The sequence below is a fragment of the Micromonospora cathayae genome (genome assembly GCF_028993575.1).
GTDB classification, from domain to species: Bacteria; Actinomycetota; Actinomycetes; order Mycobacteriales; family Micromonosporaceae; genus Micromonospora; species Micromonospora cathayae.
Genome location: NZ_CP118615.1, coordinates 235,597 through 253,217, shown reverse-complemented (window position 1 = coordinate 253,217; position 17,621 = coordinate 235,597). Strand labels below are relative to the sequence as shown.

At 72.4% G+C, this 17,621-nt stretch carries 16 protein-coding genes; 5 read left to right on the top strand and 11 right to left on the bottom strand.

Translation table 11 applies throughout. The features are described from left to right. Window positions 1–289: 289 nt before the first annotated feature. Window positions 290–1,237: a diacylglycerol/lipid kinase family protein gene (locus PVK37_RS01150; RefSeq protein WP_275031807.1), complete on the bottom strand. Its 948-nt coding sequence runs from the start codon at window positions 1,235–1,237 to the stop codon at window positions 290–292. A 41-nt stretch (window positions 1,238–1,278) separates the two neighbouring features. On the opposite strand from PVK37_RS01150, the gene PVK37_RS01145 reads away from it, so the two are divergent. Continuing rightward, window positions 1,279–1,674 carry a hypothetical protein gene (locus tag PVK37_RS01145; RefSeq protein WP_275031806.1) on the top strand — a complete coding sequence of 132 codons (396 nt, stop codon included), beginning with the start codon at window positions 1,279–1,281 and terminating at the stop codon, window positions 1,672–1,674. Window positions 1,675–2,108: 434 nt separating this feature from the next. Here PVK37_RS01145 and PVK37_RS01140 read toward each other — a convergent pair whose 3' ends face one another. The 3 genes from PVK37_RS01140 to sodN all read right to left on the bottom strand — a co-directional run bounded on the left by PVK37_RS01140 (window position 2,109) and on the right by sodN (window position 3,507). Then, on the bottom strand, window positions 2,109–2,513 hold the full coding sequence (locus PVK37_RS01140; RefSeq protein ID WP_275035317.1) for an ATP-binding protein: 405 nt from the start codon (window positions 2,511–2,513) through the stop codon (window positions 2,109–2,111). A 23-nt stretch (window positions 2,514–2,536) separates the two neighbouring features. Continuing rightward, complete coding sequence (locus PVK37_RS01135) at window positions 2,537–3,037, bottom strand: GNAT family N-acetyltransferase (protein ID WP_423791129.1); 501 nt, start codon at window positions 3,035–3,037, stop codon at window positions 2,537–2,539. A gap of 65 nt (window positions 3,038–3,102) precedes the next feature. Then, window positions 3,103–3,507 carry a superoxide dismutase, Ni gene (sodN, locus tag PVK37_RS01130; protein ID WP_275031804.1) on the bottom strand — a complete coding sequence of 135 codons (405 nt, stop codon included), beginning with the start codon at window positions 3,505–3,507 and terminating at the stop codon, window positions 3,103–3,105. 85 nt (window positions 3,508–3,592) lie between these two features. Here sodN and PVK37_RS01125 point away from each other — a divergent pair, with 85 nt between their 5' ends. The 3 genes from PVK37_RS01125 to PVK37_RS01115 all read left to right on the top strand — a co-directional run bounded on the left by PVK37_RS01125 (window position 3,593) and on the right by PVK37_RS01115 (window position 6,366). Continuing rightward, entirely contained in the window at window positions 3,593–3,952 is a 360-nt protein-coding gene (locus tag PVK37_RS01125; RefSeq protein ID WP_275031803.1) for a S24/S26 family peptidase, read from the top strand. A gap of 139 nt (window positions 3,953–4,091) precedes the next feature. Further along, the gene (locus tag PVK37_RS01120) at window positions 4,092–5,270 is read left to right on the top strand and encodes an NAD(P)-dependent malic enzyme (RefSeq protein WP_275031802.1); all 1,179 of its coding nucleotides are present in this window, start codon (window positions 4,092–4,094) and stop codon (window positions 5,268–5,270) included. A 133-nt stretch (window positions 5,271–5,403) separates the two neighbouring features. Beyond that, window positions 5,404–6,366, top strand: a complete 963-nt coding sequence (locus PVK37_RS01115) for a zinc-binding dehydrogenase (RefSeq protein WP_275031801.1) — start codon at window positions 5,404–5,406, stop codon at window positions 6,364–6,366. A gap of 121 nt (window positions 6,367–6,487) precedes the next feature. Here the strand turns inward: PVK37_RS01115 and PVK37_RS01110 are convergent, their stop codons facing one another. Together PVK37_RS01110 and PVK37_RS01105 are read right to left on the bottom strand one after the other, a co-directional pair. Further along, window positions 6,488–7,453: an alpha/beta hydrolase family protein gene (locus tag PVK37_RS01110; protein WP_275031799.1), complete on the bottom strand. Its 966-nt coding sequence runs from the start codon at window positions 7,451–7,453 to the stop codon at window positions 6,488–6,490. Between the two features lie 293 nt (window positions 7,454–7,746). Further along, window positions 7,747–8,637 (bottom strand): alpha/beta hydrolase family protein, encoded by an 891-nt coding sequence (locus PVK37_RS01105; RefSeq protein ID WP_275031798.1) that lies wholly within the window; start codon window positions 8,635–8,637, stop codon window positions 7,747–7,749. A gap of 255 nt (window positions 8,638–8,892) precedes the next feature. Between PVK37_RS01105 and PVK37_RS01100 the strand changes: the two genes are divergently transcribed. After that, window positions 8,893–9,075, top strand: a complete 183-nt coding sequence (locus PVK37_RS01100; protein ID WP_275031797.1) for a hypothetical protein — start codon at window positions 8,893–8,895, stop codon at window positions 9,073–9,075. Window positions 9,076–9,216: 141 nt separating this feature from the next. Here the strand turns inward: PVK37_RS01100 and PVK37_RS01095 are convergent, their stop codons facing one another. The 5 genes from PVK37_RS01095 to PVK37_RS01075 all read right to left on the bottom strand — a co-directional run bounded on the left by PVK37_RS01095 (window position 9,217) and on the right by PVK37_RS01075 (window position 17,536). Next, window positions 9,217–10,389: an acetate/propionate family kinase gene (locus PVK37_RS01095; protein WP_275031796.1), complete on the bottom strand. Its 1,173-nt coding sequence runs from the start codon at window positions 10,387–10,389 to the stop codon at window positions 9,217–9,219. Continuing rightward, window positions 10,386–12,452 carry a phosphate acetyltransferase gene (pta, locus tag PVK37_RS01090; RefSeq protein ID WP_275031795.1) on the bottom strand — a complete coding sequence of 689 codons (2,067 nt, stop codon included), beginning with the start codon at window positions 12,450–12,452 and terminating at the stop codon, window positions 10,386–10,388. Before pta ends, PVK37_RS01095 begins: the two co-directional genes overlap by 4 nt. 57 nt (window positions 12,453–12,509) lie before the next feature. Then, on the bottom strand, window positions 12,510–13,193 hold the full coding sequence (locus tag PVK37_RS01085) for a hypothetical protein (RefSeq protein WP_275031794.1): 684 nt from the start codon (window positions 13,191–13,193) through the stop codon (window positions 12,510–12,512). A 265-nt stretch (window positions 13,194–13,458) separates the two neighbouring features. Beyond that, window positions 13,459–13,656 carry a DUF6104 family protein gene (locus PVK37_RS01080; RefSeq protein ID WP_275031793.1) on the bottom strand — a complete coding sequence of 66 codons (198 nt, stop codon included), beginning with the start codon at window positions 13,654–13,656 and terminating at the stop codon, window positions 13,459–13,461. A gap of 55 nt (window positions 13,657–13,711) precedes the next feature. Continuing rightward, on the bottom strand, window positions 13,712–17,536 hold the full coding sequence (locus PVK37_RS01075) for a multifunctional oxoglutarate decarboxylase/oxoglutarate dehydrogenase thiamine pyrophosphate-binding subunit/dihydrolipoyllysine-residue succinyltransferase subunit (protein ID WP_275031791.1): 3,825 nt from the start codon (window positions 17,534–17,536) through the stop codon (window positions 13,712–13,714). Between the last annotated feature and the right edge of the window lie 85 nt (window positions 17,537–17,621).

Sequence of the window (17,621 nt, the reverse complement as noted above, 5' to 3'; positions counted from 1 at the left end):
GCGGGGAACAGCTCATCACGACAAGCATATCCACGCAATGTCCCGGTAACTCAAGTCCGCTTGTGAATACTTTCACGAACTACCGGAATGTCAAGGGTGACGCTCCGAAAAACTTCTGGGCAGTGAGCAGGCTCACGACCCATTTGCCCGGTTTCCCGGACCGGCCCGGCCGTGCCGCTCCGTAGCCGGGGATCAATATAGTACAGTCCACGGGACATTGCTGACATATCCGGCACCTCACCCTCCTGGCGCGTCGCCCGGCGCACCAACCAAGGGCAGTACCCCAGACTCAGCAGATTACTCTCAGTGCGGCCGGTACGGAGGTGAATCTGACTTTTTCGCGCTCACCAAGGTAGTCGCCGTCGAGTTGGAACGCCTGTGCGCGACTCGCCACCAAGGTGAACTCGGCCACGTCGTGGAGACGGAGGACGTGCCGCCCGTGTGGGTCGGGTTGTCGGGAGAATATCTGCGTCACGGTCCGTGATGTGCTCGCCACCCTTAGCTGACGAAGGGCCATCACGTCAAGACCAAGATCGAAGGATGCCTCGGGATTCGGATTGATCTCCCGCTCGCCGAGGTACGTCCACGGCGCGGTGTTCTGGATGATCACCGTACCGAGTTCGCCTTCCGACTCCTCTCCCGGACGTTCCAAGCGGATCGCCGGATGACGTCGGTCCGAGCCGAGGAAGTACTGATTCACGGCGGCCCGTAGATAAAGCGCCGGAGTGGAGACCCGGCCCCGCTTCCGTGCCATTTCCACGCGGTGCACCACCGCCGCGTCGAGGCCGAAGCCGGCGCAGAAGGTGAAGTAGCGGTCGTCGGCCCGGCCCAGGCCGATCGTCCGGGAGCGGCCCAGTCGGAGCCCTTCGAGGATCATGCTGGCTCCCTCCGGCCATTCCCGGGGAAGCCCGAGGGCCCGGGCGAAGACGTTCGTCGACCCGCCCGGCACGGTGGCGAGCGCCGGCAGTCGATCGGCCGACGTGCCGCCGGTGACGGTGGGCGGCTCGGCCGCCATCAGCCCGTTGACCACCTCGTTGACCGTGCCGTCCCCACCGAGGGTGACCACCAGGTCGACCCCCTCCTCGGCCGCCTCCCGGGCCAGGTCCACGGCGTGCCCCCGGCGGCGGGTGTACCGCACCGACAGGTCCACCTCACTGCGCAACGCCCGGACCAGCACGTCCCGGGCGCGTTCGCTGGTGGTGGTGGCCTTGGGGTTGACTACCAGGACGGCCCGCATGGCCGGACTGTACCCCGATCCTGCGCGGGTATCGTGTCGCCGTGACGATCGACTCCGACCCGGCCCCCAGCCCGCTGAGGTGGGCGGTACTGCTGCTGAGCGGCGAGGCGGTCGCCCTCGGTCTGGTCGCCGCCTGGCTGGTCTACGAGAACCTGACCGCCGAGGCCCTCGACCCGACCTCGGCACTGCTGATCACCGCCTTCGCGGTGGCGGGCGCGCTGGCGCTGTGGGCGCTCGGCCGTGCCCTGGGCCGCCGCCGGGCCGGTGCCCGGGCTCCGGCGATCGTGCTCCAGCTCATGCTGCTGCCGATCGGCTGGTACATGGTCCAGGGCGGACTCGGCTGGCTCGGCGTGCCGCTGATGGCGCTCGGCGTCGCGGTCTGCGGCCTCCTGCTCGCCCCCGCCACCACCCGGGCCCTCGGCCTGCTGGACCACTGAGACCGAGAACCCCACTAGACGATTGAGGCCCACTGGAGCACTGAGACCGAGGCCCCACTGGACCATTGAGGTCCCGGGCCACTGAGGTCCCGGGCCCACTGAGTACCTCTGAAGCCGGTGAGGCCCGGTGAGGCCGGCTGGCGCAGTGGGGCATGCCGAAGGCCGGAGCACGGAGGTAGGGGCTGGCGGCGGGCTGGAGCACGCCGGCCCGCTGGGGCGCCGGGGCCGGCCCGCCCACGGCGATTCGTTGGGGGACCCGGACCACGGAGATCTGGGGGAGCACCCGGACCGCGGAAGTCTGCAGGAGCGCACTCAGCCGTCCCGGGAGGACCGGCAGGCGGAGCGGGACCCGGTCCGGCCGGTGGAACCCGGCGGTCGGTGGGAGTTGGCCCAGTCGGTGGGAAGCTGGCTTGGCCGGCGGGAGGCGGCTGGGGTCAGTGGGAGGCGCGGCGGGTGAGCAGGGAGATGGTCGCCTGCCGGTCGACGGCGGTCGCCGCGGCCGAGGTGGTCAGCGCGGTGAGCACCTTCCAGGCGAACGAGGACTCGGCGGGCAGCTTCGCGCCGCGTACCGTCGGCACGGTCACCTCGACGGTCAGCGCGTCCTCGGTGACGGTGAAGGAGCACTGCAACTCGGCGTCGCGGGTGGCGATCGCCAGCAGCATCGCGCACGCCTCGTCCACCGCGATCCGCAGGTCCTCGATCTCGTCGAGGGCGAACTGGAGACGTGCGGCGAGGCCGGCCGTCGCGGTACGGAGCACGCTGAGGTAGCCGCCGTCCGCGGGCACGGTCAGGTGTACGACGTCCTCGTCGGTCGCCGTCTGCCCGGTCAGTCGAGTCACGCTCATCCCCCCGGTCGCGGACTCTACCCGGTCGGGACCGGAGCCGCTCCGCCAGCGGTACCACGGGCCGTCGGGGACTGTGCCGACGACCCGCCGCCCGCCTGCTCCGCCAGCCGGCGCAGCGCCGCCCCGGCCAGCCGGTACGGCACCCAGTCGTCGATGGTCCGGGCGTCGATCGTCTGATAGAAACCGGCCGCCGGGTTCCAGTCGAGCATCATCCACTCCAGCCGCCGGTAGCCCCGCTCGACGCAGAGCGCGGCGAGGGCCGCCAACAGCGCCCGGCCCGCCCCGGTGCCCCGCGCCGCCGGCCGGACGTACAGGTCCTCCAGGTGGATGCCGTGATTCCCCTCCCAGGTGGAGAAGGTGAGGAACCACAGGGCGAACCCGACCGGCGCGCCCTGCGGGCCGACCGCCACGTGCCCGTACAGCGCCGGTGCCGGACCGAACAACGCCGCCTCGAGCTGGTCGACGGTGAGGTGGCACTGGTCGGCGGCCCGTTCGTAGTCGGCGAGTTCGTGCACCATGGCCACGACGGCCGGTACGTCCTCGGGACGTACCGGCCGGATCGTCGGTGCCTGCGCGCCGAGGGTCACGCCTGCTTGGTCTCCCAGAAGATCTTGGCGATCTCGTCGATCTTCTGGAGCAGCTCGTCGGCCTTCGCCGGGTCGACGGTGCCCTTCGCGCCGGTCGCCCCGGCCAGCTTGGTGGCGTCGTTGAACAGCGTGTGCAGGTTCGGGTACTTCTCGAAGTGCGGGGCCTTGAAGTAGTCGGTCCAGAGCACCCAGAGGTGGTGCTTGACCAGCTCGGAGCGCTGCTCCTTGATGATCAGGGCACGGGTGCGGAACTCCGGGTCGGTGTTCGCCTGGTACTTCTCGCAGATCGCCTTGACCGACTCGGCCTCGATCCGGGCCTGGGCCGGGTCGTAGACGCCACACGGCAGGTCGCAGTGGGCGCTGACGGTCACGCGCGGCGTGAAGATGCGGGGAAGACGCATCGGGATCCTCCATGAGACGTTTGCGATGATCCGAGATGACATTACTCCTGGAGACTGCTCCCCAACGGGGTGGAGGTGAAACCCGGTGACCGGTTTCGAACCTCCCGCACCCCGACTGCCACCCCGACTGCGCGGCCCACTGACCGCCGTACTGGTGACCGGGCCGTCCATGGTCCCGACCCTGCGGCACGGCGACGCGCTGCTGGTCCGGCGCGGTGGCCGGGCCGTCCGGCCGGGGGACATCGTGGTCGCGGTCTTCCGCAGCCGCCCGGACCTGCTCGTGGTCAAGCGCGCGGTGCGCCCCGTCGAGGGCGGCTGGTGGGTCTGTGGGGACAACGCCCTCGGCACCGACGACTCCGGCACGTACGGGGTGGCTGACGTGCTCGGACGGGTCGTCGCCCGGTACTGGCCGCGACCACGGCGCTTCAGTGACCGACGGGTATGACCCTACTCACATTCGAGCCGGGGCGCGGACACTATGCTCGGGCAGTGCCCGGGTGACCCCCGCACCGCGTGCCGCCCGATGCCGCTGACCACGTGGCCCGGCTGGCCGGTCCATCTGCTCGACAGATCCTGGAGTCACCATGTCTTCGCCCTCACCGGATCCCGCTGATCCCGTCTTCCGGCTGCACGCCGGCGGCAAGATGGCCGTCGCGTCGACGGTCCCGCTCACCAGCCGGGAGGACCTCTCCCTCGCGTACACCCCCGGGGTCGCCCGGGTCTGCGAGGCCATCGCCGCCGACCCCGCCCTGGTGGACGACTACACCTGGGTGTCGCACACCGTCGCGGTGGTCACCGACGGTTCGGCCGTACTCGGCCTGGGCAACATCGGCCCCCGCGCCGCGATGCCGGTGATGGAGGGCAAGGCGGTGCTGTTCAAGCAGTTCGGCGGCGTGGACGCCGTGCCGATCTGCCTGGACACCCAGGACGTCGACGAGATCATCCGGACGGTGACCGCGCTCGCGCCGTCGTTCGGCGGGATCAACCTGGAGGACATCAGCGCCCCGCGCTGCTTCGAGATCGAACGTCGGCTCGACGAGGCCCTCGGCATCCCGGTCTTCCACGACGACCAGCACGGCACCGCGATCGTGGTGCTCGCCGCACTGCGCAACGCCGCCCGGCTGCTCAACCGGAAGCTCGGCGACCTGCGGGTGGCGGTCAGCGGCGCGGGCGCGGCCGGCATCGCGGTGACGAAGATGCTGATCGCCGGTGGCGTCAACCCGGACGACGTGGTGGTCTGCGACTCGCGCGGCATCATCACCCGGGACCGGAGCGACCTCACCGAAACCAAGGCCGAGCTGGCGGCCAGCACCAACAGCGCCGGCCGGCACGGCGACATCACCGAGGCGCTGCGCGACGCGGACGTGCTGATCGGCGTCTCCGGCGGGCAGATCCCGGAGGCGGCGGTGGCCGGCATGGCCCCCGGCGGCATCGTCTTCGCGCTGGCCAACCCGACCCCGGAGGTGCACCCCGAGGTGGCCGCCCGGCACGTCGCGGTGGTCGCCACCGGCCGGAGCGACTACCCCAACCAGATCAACAACGTGCTGGCCTTCCCCGGGGTGTTCCGGGGCGCACTGGACGCCCGGGCCACCCGGATCACCGAGAACATGAAGGTGGCGGCAGCCGACGCGATCGCCGGGGTGGTCGCCGAGACCCTCACCCCGGACGCGATCGTGCCGTCCCCGCTCGACCCCCGGGTCGCCCCGGCCGTCGCCGAAGCGGTCGCCGAGGCGGCCCGCGCCGACGGCGTCGCCCGCGCCTGACGTTCCTCGCCGGGCCCTTCCCCCACGCCGCTGCGGTGGTGCGGAAGGGCCCCGGCGTCCGGCCCGGTCCGGCCGGCTGCGGGCGATGGTGGGTGACGGCGGACGCTGCCCGGTGGCGGCCCGCCCTGTTACCGTGCCGACCATGCGTGCCGCCTTTGCCTCCCGGATCGACGACGCCGACCCGCTCGCCGCGCTCACCGTCGGCGAGCAGCCCGAGCCGACCCACTGGGCCGACGACTGGGTGACCGTGCGGGTGCTGGCCAGCTCGCTCAACCACCACGACCTCTGGTCGCTGCGCGGCGTCGGGCTGCCGGCGGACCGGCTACCGATGATCCTCGGCTGCGACGCGGTGGGCGTGGACCCGGACGGTAACGAGGTCGTCGTGTACCCGCTGATCGCCGACCCCGGCGACCCGCGCGGCATCTCGATCCTCTCCGAGCACGCCCCCGGCACGCTCGCCGAGCGGGTGGCCGTACCCCGGTCGAACCTGCTGCCGCTGCCGGCCGGACTCTCCGCCACCGACGCCGCCTGCCTGCCCACCGCCTGGCTCACCGCGTGGCGGATGCTCACCACCAAGGGTCGGGTCGACGAGGCCGACGCCGTCCTGGTGCAGGGTGCCGGCGGCGGGGTCGCCACCGCCGCCGTGGTGCTGGCCGTGGCGATGGGCAAGCGGGTCTACGCGACCAGCCGCGACGCCGGCAAGCGGGACCGGATCGCCGCGCTCGGCGCCACCGCGCTGGAACCCGGCGCGCGGCTGCCGGAACGGGTCGACGTGGTGATCGAGACGGTCGGCGCGGCCACCTTCGACCACTCGTTGAAGTCGGCCGCGCCGCTGGCCCGCATCGTCGTCTCCGGTGCGACCGCAGGCTTCGAGCCGAAGGTCAACCTGCGCCGGATCTTCGCCATGCAGTTGGAGATCCTCGGCACCTCGATGGGTACCCCGGACGACCTGGCCCAGGTGCTGGCCTTCTGCGCCGAGCGGGGGGTGCGCCCGGTGGTGGACAGCGTGTACCCGTTCAGTCGGGTGGCGGACGCGTTCGCCCGGCTGCACTCGGGCCAGGTCTTCGGCAAGGTCGTCGTCGACCACACCAGCTGACCGGCAGCTGCCGGTCAGAGCCGGTCGCCCGCCGGGTAGGCCAGAGCACCAGCCGGTCTCCGGGTATGCGCCGGGCCGGTCGTCGGGTACGCCTGGGCCGATGGCGGGCGGCGTGCGCCCGTCAGAGCCGGTCGTCGAGCACGGCCAGGCCGCCCCGGGCGGCGTCGGCCGGCATCCGACGCTTGGCGGCCTGGTCGCCGTAGAGGGACCAGCGGAGGAACTCGGTGGTGGTGTCGGCCACCACCCGCAGCGCCGCGCCGTCGGTGAGCAGGGCCCGCCCGTGGTCGCCCTGCGGCAGGCTCAGCATCGCCTTGGGCCACGGCACCCGGTCGTAGACGGCCCGGCCGGACGAGTAGTTGACCACCTCGTCCAGCTCGCCGTGCACGAAGAGCTGCGGGGCGGCGGCACCGGCGAACGTGCTGCCCACGCCGAGCGCGGTGCCGGCGAAGACCACCCCGGCGTCGAGCCGCTCGTCGCGGCCGGCGGTGAACAGGCCGATGGTGGTCACCCCGCCGGCCGAGTGCCCGGTCGCGGCCACCCGGTCGGCGGCCAGTCGTCCGCGCAGCACGTCGTCCGGCCGTTCGTCCAGCTTGAGCACCTCGGTCAGCACGTACGAGACGTCGGCCGGCTGGTTGAGCACGTCGAGCGGGTTGACCTGGGAGCCCCGGCCGGTGTTCGGGAAGGTCGGGGCGGCCACCACGAAACCGGCCGCCGCCCAGCGGGTCAGCAGGGTGGCGTAGTCGGCCGGGCGGGCGTTCAACCCGTGACTGAACAGCACCACCGGGAACCGGCCGTCCGCCGCCGGGGCGGACTGTCCGGCCGGCCCGCCGGACGCACCCCGGGCCGGGTACCACAGGGTCACCGGCAGGGGGCGCTCGCCGTCCCGGTTGAGCGGGAGTTGGCGTACGCCGACCGCGAACGTCTGCTCCGGTGCCCGACCCTCCGGGATGCCGGGGCTGGTGGGGCTGGTCGTGGTGGACGGCTCGGCCGCCGGGGACCAGGTGGCCGGCGCGGCGTCCGTCGAGCAGGCCGCCAGCACCGCGGTGAGCAGCGCGGCGACGACGGTGGGAGCACGGCGACGGGACACGCTCTCGATTGTGCCTCGCGGCGGTGACGTCCGGCCCGGCTCGGGCGGTACCCGGTGGGTGGGGCGCCTCACGACGCCGTGCCGCCCGCTCCACGCCGGGTCTACTCACCGGGTCTACTCACCGGGTCGAGACCCCCCTGCCCGGTCCTGCCCGTCGGGTCCTGCCTGTCCGGTCAGACCTGTCGGATCCTGCCCGTCGGGTCCTGCCTGTCCCGGTCCGGCTGTCGGCTCCGCCCGCCCGGCCCGCCCGCCCGTCGGGAGGGGGCGAGGGCGAGGGCGAGGGCGGCGGTGGCTCAGGGGGTGCCGAGGCGGTTCTCGAAGCTGGTCACCCCGGCCCGGGTCGCCCCGGCGGCGATCCGTCGCCCGGCCGCCGCGTCGTCGTAGAGCCGCCAGCGCAGCAGGTCGGTGGTGGCGGCGAGGATCTGTTCGAAACCGGGCCGCCCGGGCGTCAGGTACTCGCCGTGCCCCTGACCGGACAGCGTGAGGAAGGCCCGTGGCCAGTCCGTCCGGTCGTACGCGGCCCGGCCGACGGTCAGCGGTACGACCTGGTCTGCCCCGCCGTGCACGAAGAGCAGGGCGGCCGGCGGCCCGGCGAAACTCCCCGCCATCCCCCCGCCGGCGATGACGATGCCGGCCCGGAGCCGGTCCGGATGCCCCGACGTGAACATCCCGGCGGTGGTGAAGCCGCCCGCCGAGTGTCCGCTGGCCGCGATCCGGGCGGTGTCCAGGTGACCGGCGAACGGGTCGCCGCGGGTGCCGGCGAGGCGGGTCAGGTGGCGGACCACCCGCCAGGCGTCCGCCGGTTGGTTGCGTACGTCGTGCCGGTCGAACCGTTGCGCCCGCAGGTTGGTGTGCGGGTAGGTGGGCGCGGCGACCACGAAACCGGCCGCCGCCCAGCGGGTGGTCAGCGCCGCGTGCAGAGCGGGCAGACTACGCAGCCCGTGACTGTGCAGTACCATGGGGAACCGCCCGGGGGCGACCGTACCGCCGGCGGTCGGGTACCAGACGGTCACCCGCAGCGGCCGGGCCGATCCGGGATCGACGGTGAGCGTCCGCATGCCGACGGCGTACGTCTCCCGGGGCACCGGGCGGGACGACATGGCCGTGCCAGGCGCAGCGGTGACCGACCCGCATCCGGCCAGCAGCACCGTCAGCAGCGCGGCGACCAGACGGGGTAGGGACATGCCCTGAAGGTAGGCGTCGGCGGGCCGCCCCGCTCCCACCTTTCCGGTGTTCGTCACCCCCCACCCGGCCAACCCTTCCCACCGCACACCCCCTTTCCCCAGCCCTGTTGATCATGAAGTTGTTGTGCGCGACACGCGGTGGGGACGACAACAACTTCATGATCAACGGGGCTGGAGGAGAGAGGGTGAGGGCTGGGGGAGGGGGCGGGACTGGGTGGGCGGCGGGGGTGGCGGGGGGTGGTTAGGGTCGGGCCTATGGGTGAGGAGTACGTCGATCGGAGTGGGGACACCGAGGCGTTCCGCGCTTTCGTCCACGCTCCGGAGTTGGCCGCTCAGGGGGACGCGCCGGTGCGTGACGCGTCCCGGCTGCCCCTGATCGGCGCGGTGGTCGTGGCGGCGGTGCTGCTCGCGCTCGCCACCTGGATCGCCCTGGGCTGAACCGGGGCGACACCGGCGGGCAGGGGAGGGAACCGGCCGGCGGGGGACGGAACCGGCGGACGGGCGAGGGAACCGGCGGGCAGGGGAGGAAAGCAGCGGGTGGGAGGCGTGCTAGCACCTTCCGACGTAGCGGCCGGTCTTCTAGCCGGGCGGTGTCGGGCGGGGAACGCTGCCCGCACCGGTGACGGCACTGGCGGTGGCGCGGGCGACGGCGCGGGCCTCCCGGGCGATCTCGCGTTCCTCGTCGGTGCCGACCACGAAGACCGCCACCTCCGAGCCGTCCGGTGAGATACGCCGGTCACCGGTGCCGGTGGTGTTGCGGGCGGGGTCGACGGTGATGCCGAGCCGGTCCAGGCCGGCCAGCGCGGCGGCCCGGACCTCGGCGGCGTGCTCGCCCACCCCGGCGGTGAAGGTGACCGCGTCGACCCGGCCCAGCAGGGCGTAGTACGCCCCCACGTAGCCGGTGATCCGCCGGCAGTAGACGTCGAAGGCGAGGGTGGCGGCCGGGTCGCCGTCGGCGCGGCGGGCCAGCACCTCGCGCATGTCGTTGGCCCCGGTCAGGCCGAGCAGGCCGCTGCGGTGGTTGAGCAGGTCGTCGATCTCGTCCACGCTCAGCCCGCCCTCGCGGCGCAGGTGGAAGATGATGGTCGGGTCCAGGTCGCCGCTGCGGGTACCCATCACCAGGCCCTCCAGCGGAGACATCCCCATCGAGGTGGCGACGCTGCGTCCGCCGGCCACCGCGCAGGCGCTCGCCCCGTTGCCCAGGTGCAGGGTGACGGTGTTCGTGTCGTCGTACGCCCGGCCGAGCAGTTCGGCGGTACGCCGGGAGACGTACGCGTGCGAGGTGCCGTGGAAGCCGTACCGCCGGATGTCGTACCGCCGGGCGGTGTCCCGGTCGATGGCGTAGGTGGCGGCGGCCTCGGGCAGGGTGTGGTGGAACGCGGTGTCGAAGACGGCGACCTGCGGGACGTCCGGCAGCAGCGCCCGGGTCACCTCGATGCCGGCCAGGTTCGCCGGGTTGTGCAGTGGGGCGAGCGGGAACAGCTCGCGGATCGCGGCGAGGACGGCGTCGTCGACCAGGACCGGTTCGGTGAACCGTCGGCCGCCGTGCACCACCCGGTGCCCGACCGCGGTCAGCCCGGTCAGGTCCAGCCCGGCCAGGATCTCCCGGACCGCCGCCTCATGGTCGGCCGGGCCGCCGCCCGGCTCACCGATCCGCTCCACGGTGCCCTTGGCGAGGATCTCGTCCCCGGCGTAGAGGCGGTACTTGACCGACGACGAACCGCAGTTGAGCACCAGTACCCGGTCGGTCACGACGGCTCCCCGGCGGCCTGGATGGCGGTGATCGCCACCGTGTTGACGATGTCGGCGACGGTGGCCCCCCGGGACAGGTCGTTGACCGGCCGGCGTAGGCCCTGCATGACCGGGCCGACCGCGACCGCCCCGGCCGAGCGCTGCACCGCCTTGTACGTGTTGTTGCCGGTGTTGAGGTCGGGGAAGACGAACACCGTGGCCCGTCCGGCGACCGGGCTGTCCGGCAGTTTGGTGGCGGCGACCTTCGCGTCGATCGCCGCGTCGTACTGGATCGGCCCCTCGACCAGCAGGTCGGGCCGACGCTCCCGGACCAGCTCGGTGGCCGCCGCGACCTTCTCCACGTCCGCGCCGGAGCCTGAGCTGCCGGTGGAGTACGACAGCATCGCCACCCGGGGTTCGATGCCGAACCGGGCCGCGGTGTCCGCCGAGGAGATCGCGATGTCGGCGAGCTGGGCGGCGTCCGGGTCGGGGTTGACCGCGCAGTCGCCGTACACCAGGACCCGGTCGGCGAGCAGCATGAAGAAGACGCTGGACGCCACCGAGACCCCCGGCACGGTACGGATGATCTCGAAGGCCGGGCGGATGGTGGCGGCGGTGGTGTGGGTGGCCCCGGAGACCATGCCGTCGGCGTGCCCGGTGTGCACCATCATCGTGCCGAAGTAGTTCGGCTGCGCCACGATGTCGTGGGCCAGGTCGACCGTCATGCCCCGGTGGGCGCGGAGTTTCGCGTACGTCTCGGCGAACCCGTCCCGCAGGTCGCTGGTGGCCGGGTCGAGCAGGTCGGCGTCACCGAGGTCGATGCCGAGTTCCCGGGTCCGGCGGGCGATGTCGTCGGGGCGGCCGAGCAGGGTCAGGTCGGCCACGCCCCGGCGCAGCAGGATCTCCGCCGCCCGCAGGATCCGCTCCTCGGCCCCCTCCGGTAGCACCAACCGCCGCCGCTGGGCCCGCGCCCGGTCGATCAGGTCGTACTCGAACATCATCGGGGTGACCCGCTCCGACCGGCTGACCTCCAGCCGGCGGGCCAGGTCGACGGTGTCCACGTTGGCCTCGAACGCGCCGAGCGCCGCCTCCACCTTGCGCGGGTTGGCCGGGCTGGGCCGGCCCTCGATCCGGTTGGACGCGGAGATCGTGTCGTAGCTGTCGGTGGGCACCGAGAGCACGGCCAGCCCGGTGTTCAGCTTCTCGACCAGGCGCATCGCCCGGGGGTCGGGCCGTTCGCCGAGGGTCAGCACCAGCCCGGCCAGCGAGACCTGCCCGGCCACGTGCGCGGCGCTCGCCGCCACCAGCAGGTCGTCCCGGTCCCCGGGGGTGATCATCAGGCAGCCGTCGGTGAGGTGCTCCAGCAGGGTCGGCACGTGCGCCGCGCCGACCACGTAGTCGAGCACGTCCCGGCCGAGCGCGGCGTCGTCCCCGGCCAGCAGGGTCGCGCCGAGCGCCGTCGCCACCTCGGCCACCGTCGGCGCCGACACGGTCGGCACCTCCGGGATCGCGTACGCCGGGACGGGCAGCTCGGGCAGGGTCATCGGCTCCGGCACCCGGTTGGCGATCACCGCCAGCACCGTCGCGCCCAGGTCGGTCAGATCGTGGTACGCCCCGCGCGCCGCCGCCGCGACGGCTGCCGGCTCCTGCCCGAAGCCGTCCACCACCGGCACCACCACGCTGCCGAACTCGGTCGCCAGCCGGGCGTTGAAGGCCAGCTCACGCGGGTTGCCCGGGTCGCCGGTGTCGTCGAAGTCGCTGCCCACCACCACCATCGCCGGGCAGCGGCGTTCCACCGCCCGGTACCGCTGGACGATCCGGGAGACCAGCTCCTCCCGGCGGCCGTCGCCGACCAGGGTGGCCGCCTCGGCGTACGTGGTGCCGTACAGGTCGTCGACGGGTGGGTCGATCCGGTACCGGTCCCCGAGCAGGGCGAGGATCGGGTCCGGGCCGTTGCCGGCGACCAGCGGCCGGAACGCGCCGATCCGCTCCACCTGCCGGGAGAGGAGTTCGGCGAGGCCGAGCGCGATGGTCGACTTGCCGCCGCCCGAGCCCACGCTGGTGAGGTAGACGCTCCGTGCCACGCCCTCACGCTACAAGATCGCTGCTGGTGCCGCCCGGGTCGTTGGTCCCGGGGCCGGCTAGGGGAGGGCGGGTTCGGCGGGGCGGGGGGTGCCCTCGCGGGGTGGCTGGGCGGCCCGGAAGATCGCGTCGCTGCGGGCCAGCCAGGCCGCGCCGAAGGCGAACACCGCGACGGTCTCGCACCAGAACACCGGCCGTACGGTGTCGCGTACGTCGTCGGGCAGGGCGATGCTCGCCACCGCCAGGCCGATCGCGGCCAGGATGAGGAGACCGCAGCTGCGGTAGAACCGGTTGCCGGGTTTCGGGTCGGGGCGGACGGTCGGGTCGGCCCGGGTGAACAGGACCAGGCAGAAGACCGCCAGCAGCAGGAACAGCGCGCCGGCGGACACCTGGTGCACCACGCCGACGATCCGTTCGGTACGGCTCGGATCGGCCGGCGCGGTGGGGAACAGCGCCACCGCGATGGCCAGCACCCCGGCGATGGTGCTGATCAGGTCGTCGGGGTGCCGGTGACGGTAGCTGATCAGGAACACGCCGATCGCGCACATGCTGCCGACGAAGACGTCCCGCAGCTCAGAGTGGTAGTACCCGCTGAGCGAGTCGAGCAGGGCGGGCCGGCCGACCACGACGCCGTGCCCGACGATCAGGACGATCGGCAGGGCCAGGCCGACGGCGCCGACACCGACCCGGAGCCGGCGTACGGTCACCGCGTCCTGCGGGGGTCTGGGGGATTCGGGGGTCACGGTCGCCTCCCTGGGCCGGGCAGGCGTACGGCCGGCCGGGTCGGCCTGACCGGGGACGCTGCCTCCCAGTGCACCGCCGGTGACGCTGGGTGTCAATCACCCCGCCGGGTGACGCCGGTCCGTCCCCGTTGCCCCCGGTGTCCCCGTTGCCCCCGGTGTCCCCGGTGTCCCCGGGGGCGACGCCGTGCGCCGCCGCCCTCGACTGCGGGGCCCGCGGCGGCCCGCCATCCGGTGGTCGCTCGTCCGGCGGGTGCGGGGCGTGCGGTCAGTCCTCGTCCTCGTCGTCCAGTCGGGCCAGCCAGGTCGCGAAGCGCTCGATCGGGGTCTCGAACTCCGGGTTCAGGTCGACGAAGTCGCGCAGCCGTTCGCCCAGCCACTCGACCGACACGGACTCCTCCCCGCGTCGCTGGACCAGCTCCTCGATGCCACGGTCGGTGAAGTACACGGTGCTCTCCTCGCACATGCCGCTGGGGCAGGCCCACCGGGTCCGGCGGGCGCTGCCCCAGCAGCGGGACGGGTCAGGGACGGGGCAGGGCCGCCTCGATGAGGGCGTGCTGCTCGACGTCGTGCATCTTGGCCGAGCCGACCGCCGGGGCGGCGGCGGCGGGCCGGGAGATCCGGCGCAGCCGGACGTCGGCGAGGTGCTCCAGCAGGTTGAGCGCGACGAAGCTCCACGCGCCCTGGTTGGCCGGTTCCTCCTGCACCCAGGCGTAGTCCTCGGCGTTCGGGTACTCGGCCAGCGCGGCCCGGATCTCCTCCACCGGCAGCGGGTAGAGCTGCTCGAGCCGGATGATCGCGGTGTCGGTGACGCCCCGCTCCTGCCGGGCCTGGAACAGGTCGTAGTAGACCTTGCCCGAGCAGAGCAGCACCCGCTTGACCTGCTCGGGGGCCGGGGCGGCCCCGTCGTGCAGCACCGGCTGGAAGGTGCCGGTGGTGAAGTCCTCCACCGGCGAGATGCACAGCTTGTGCCGCAGCAGCGACTTCGGCGTGAAGACCACGAGCGGCTTGCGCTTGGGCGACAGCGCCTGGCGGCGCAGCAGGTGGAAGTAGTTCGCCGGGGTGGTCGGGATGGACACCCGCATGTTGTCCTCGGCGCACATCTGGAGGAACCGCTCGGGACGACCGGAGGTGTGGTCCGGGCCCTGGCCCTCGTGGCCGTGCGGCAGCAGCAGGGTGACCGCGGAGCGCTGGCCCCACTTCACCTCGCCGGACGAGACGAACTCGTCGATCACCGACTGGGCGCCGTTGACGAAGTCACCGAACTGGGCCTCCCAGCAGACCAGCGCGTTGACGTTCTCCACCGAGTAGCCGTACTCGAAGCCCATCGCCGCGTACTCGCTGAGCAGCGAGTCGTGCACGAAGAACCGGGAGCGTTCGCCGTCGGCGGTGAGCGACTTCAGCGGCAGGTAGTCGTCGCCGGTCTTCGAGTCGACCACGGCGGCGTGCCGCTGCACGAAGGTGCCCCGGCGGGAGTCCTGCCCGGCCAGCCGGACGGTCACCCCGTCGTGCAGCAGCGAACCGAAGGCGATGATCTCGCCGAAGCCCCAGTCGATGCCACCCTCGACGGACATCTTGGCCCGCCGGTCGAGGAGCTGCTGGATCCGCTTGTGCGGGGTGAAACCCTCCGGCAGGTTGACGTGCGCGTCGCCGACGGCCTTGACCACGGCCGCGTCGGTGGCCGTCTCCACCTGCGGCTCCGGCTCGTCCTCGCGGCGCGGCCGGCTGACCTGCTTGGGGGCGGAGGCGGCGTCCCGGGTGGCCTTGAAGACCCGTTCGAGCTGCGCCTGGTAGTCGCGGAGCAGTTCCTCCGCGTCCTCCACGGTGATGTCGCCCCGGCCGATCAGCTCCTCGGTGTAGAGCTTGCGCACCGAACGCTTCGAGTCAATGATCTTGTACATCTGGGGGTTGGACATCGACGGGTCGTCGCCCTCGTTGTGCCCGCGCCGCCGGTAGCAGACCATGTCGATCACGACGTCCTTGTTGAACGCCTGACGGTACTCGAAGGCCAGCCGGGCCACCCGGACCACGGCCTCCGGGTCGTCGCCGTTGACGTGGAAGATCGGCGCCTGGATCATCCGGGCCACGTCGGTGCTGTAGAGGCTGGACCGGCTGTACTCCGGGGCGGTGGTGAAGCCGACCTGGTTGTTGACCACCACGTGCACGGTGCCGCCGGTGCGGTAGCCGCGCAGCTGGGAGAGGTTCAGCGTCTCGGCGACCACGCCCTGGCCGGCGAAGGCGGCGTCCCCGTGCACCGCCAGCGGCAGCACGGTGTAGCCCTCCAGCTTCAGGTCGATCCGGTCCTGCTTGGCCCGGACGATGCCCTCCAGCACCGGGTCGACCGCCTCCAGGTGGGACGGGTTCGCCACCACCGAGACCTTCACCGAGTGCTCGCCGTCCGGGGTGCTGAACTTGCCGTTCTGCCCGAGGTGGTACTTCACGTCGCCGGAACCCTGCGTCGAACGCGGGTCCAGGTGCCCCTCGAACTCGGAGAAGATCTTCTCGTACGGCTTGCCGACCACGTTGGCCAGCACGTTCAGCCGGCCCCGGTGGGCCATGCCGATGACGACCTCGTCCAGCCCGGCCTCGGCGGAGGACTCCAGCACCTCACCGAGGAGCGGGATCAGCGACTCGCCGCCCTCCAGCGAGAAGCGCTTCTGGCCGACGTACTTGGTCTGCAGGAAGGTCTCGAACGCCTCGGCCGCGTTGAGCCGGTTGAGCACGTGCTTCTGCTCGTCGGCGCTGGGCTTCTCGTACTTGCGCTCGATCCGTTCCTGGATCCAGCGCCGCTCCTCCGGGTCCTGGATGTGCATGTACTCGATGCCGATCCGGCGGCAGTACGAGTCCCGCAGCACACCGAGGATGTCCCGCAGCTTCATCCGCTGCCTGCCGGCGAAGCCGTTGACCGGGAACTCGCGGTCCAGGTCCCACAGGGTCAGGCCGTGCTGGAGGACGTCCAGGTCCGGGTGCTTGCGGATCTTGAACTCGAGCGGGTCGGTGTCGGCCATCAGGTGACCGCGCACCCGGTACGCGTGGATCAGCTCGTGTACCCGGGCGGTCTTGTTGACCTGGCCCTCGCTGTTCACCGCCACGTCGCGCATCCAGCGCACCGGCTCGTACGGGATGCGCAGCGAGGTGAAGATCTGGTCGTAGAAGCCGTGCTCGCCCAGCAGCAGCTCGTGCATCACCTTCAGGAACTCGCCGGACTGCGCGCCCTGGATGACCCGGTGGTCGTAGGTGCTGGTCAACGTGATGACCTTGCTGACCGCCAGCTCGGCCAGGGTGGCCTCGCTCATGCCCTGGTACGGCGCCGGGTACTCCATCGCGCCGACCCCGATGATCGCGCTCTGCCCCTGCATGAGGCGCGGCATCGAGTGCACCGTGCCGATGCCGCCCGGGTTGGTCAGTGAGATGGTGGTGCCTGAGTAGTCCTCCATGGTCAGCTCGTTGCGGCGGGCGCGCCGGACCACGTCCTCGTACGCCTGCCAGAACTGCCGGAAGTCCATCTGCTCGCATGCCTTGATGGACGGGACCACCAGGTTGCGGCTGCCGTCCGGCTTGGTCAGGTCGATCGCGATGCCCAGGTTGACGTGCTCCGGGGCGACCAGCGCCGGCTTGCCGTCGACCTGGGCGAAGGAGTTGTTCATCTCCGGGTGCGCGACCAGCGCCCGGACCAGCGCGTACCCGATCAGGTGGGTGAAGCTGACCTTGCCGCCCCGGCCCCGGGCCAGGTGGTTGTTGATCACGATGCGGTTGTCGACCAGCAGCTTCGCCGGCACGGCCCGCACGCTCGTCGCGGTCGGCACGCTCAGCGAGGCGTCCATGTTCTGGACGATCTTCGCCGCCACGCCCCGCAACGGGGTGGTCCGGGCGCCGTCCGGTGCCGGCGTACCGGCGGCGGGCTTGGCCGGGGCGGCCTTGGCGGCCGGCTTGGCCGGCGCGGCCTTGGTCTGGGTGTTCCCGCCGGCTGCGCTGGCGGTCGACGGGGCGGCAGCCGGCTTGGCCGGCGCCGTGCTGGCCTTGCGCTCCGGCGCGGCGGCCCCGTCCTGCGACGCGGCGGCCTTGGCCGGGGGCGTGCCGGCCGGCTTGCCGCCGTCGGGCTGCGCCACCCGGGCGGCCGCTTCCTGCTGCCCGGCCGGCTCGGACTTACCGGTCGGCGCGGACGTCTTGGTCGGCGCGCCGGCTGTGGCACCCGGCGCGGGCCGGTAGTCGGCGAAGAAGTCGTGCCAGGCCGAATCGACGCTGTTGGGGTCGGCGAGGTAGCGCTGGTACATCTCCTCGACGATCCACTCGTTCGGGCCGAAACCCGCCAGTGGGTTCTCCTGCGAAGTCTGCTGGGTCGACACGGCCGGTAATCGCCTCTTTCACGCGGGTTGTGTGTCTCGCGGCGTCCGCGGGCAGTCCCGTGCGGGACGCGGACAGACGCGTCCC

Excerpts from the sequence above, each read along its gene's own strand:
- PVK37_RS01150 (WP_275031807.1), bottom strand. The coding sequence starts at position 1,237 with ATGCGGGCCGTCCTGGTAGTCAACCCCAAGGCCACCACCACCAGCGAA.
- PVK37_RS01135 (WP_423791129.1), bottom strand. The coding sequence starts at position 3,037 with ATGGTGCACGAACTCGCCGACTACGAACGGGCCGCCGACCAGTGCCAC.
- sodN (WP_275031804.1), bottom strand. The coding sequence starts at position 3,507 with ATGCGTCTTCCCCGCATCTTCACGCCGCGCGTGACCGTCAGCGCCCAC.
- PVK37_RS01120 (WP_275031802.1), top strand. The coding sequence starts at position 4,092 with ATGTCTTCGCCCTCACCGGATCCCGCTGATCCCGTCTTCCGGCTGCAC.
- PVK37_RS01105 (WP_275031798.1), bottom strand. The coding sequence starts at position 8,637 with ATGTCCCTACCCCGTCTGGTCGCCGCGCTGCTGACGGTGCTGCTGGCC.
- PVK37_RS01100 (WP_275031797.1), top strand. The coding sequence starts at position 8,893 with ATGGGTGAGGAGTACGTCGATCGGAGTGGGGACACCGAGGCGTTCCGC.
- PVK37_RS01080 (WP_275031793.1), bottom strand. The coding sequence starts at position 13,656 with ATGTGCGAGGAGAGCACCGTGTACTTCACCGACCGTGGCATCGAGGAG.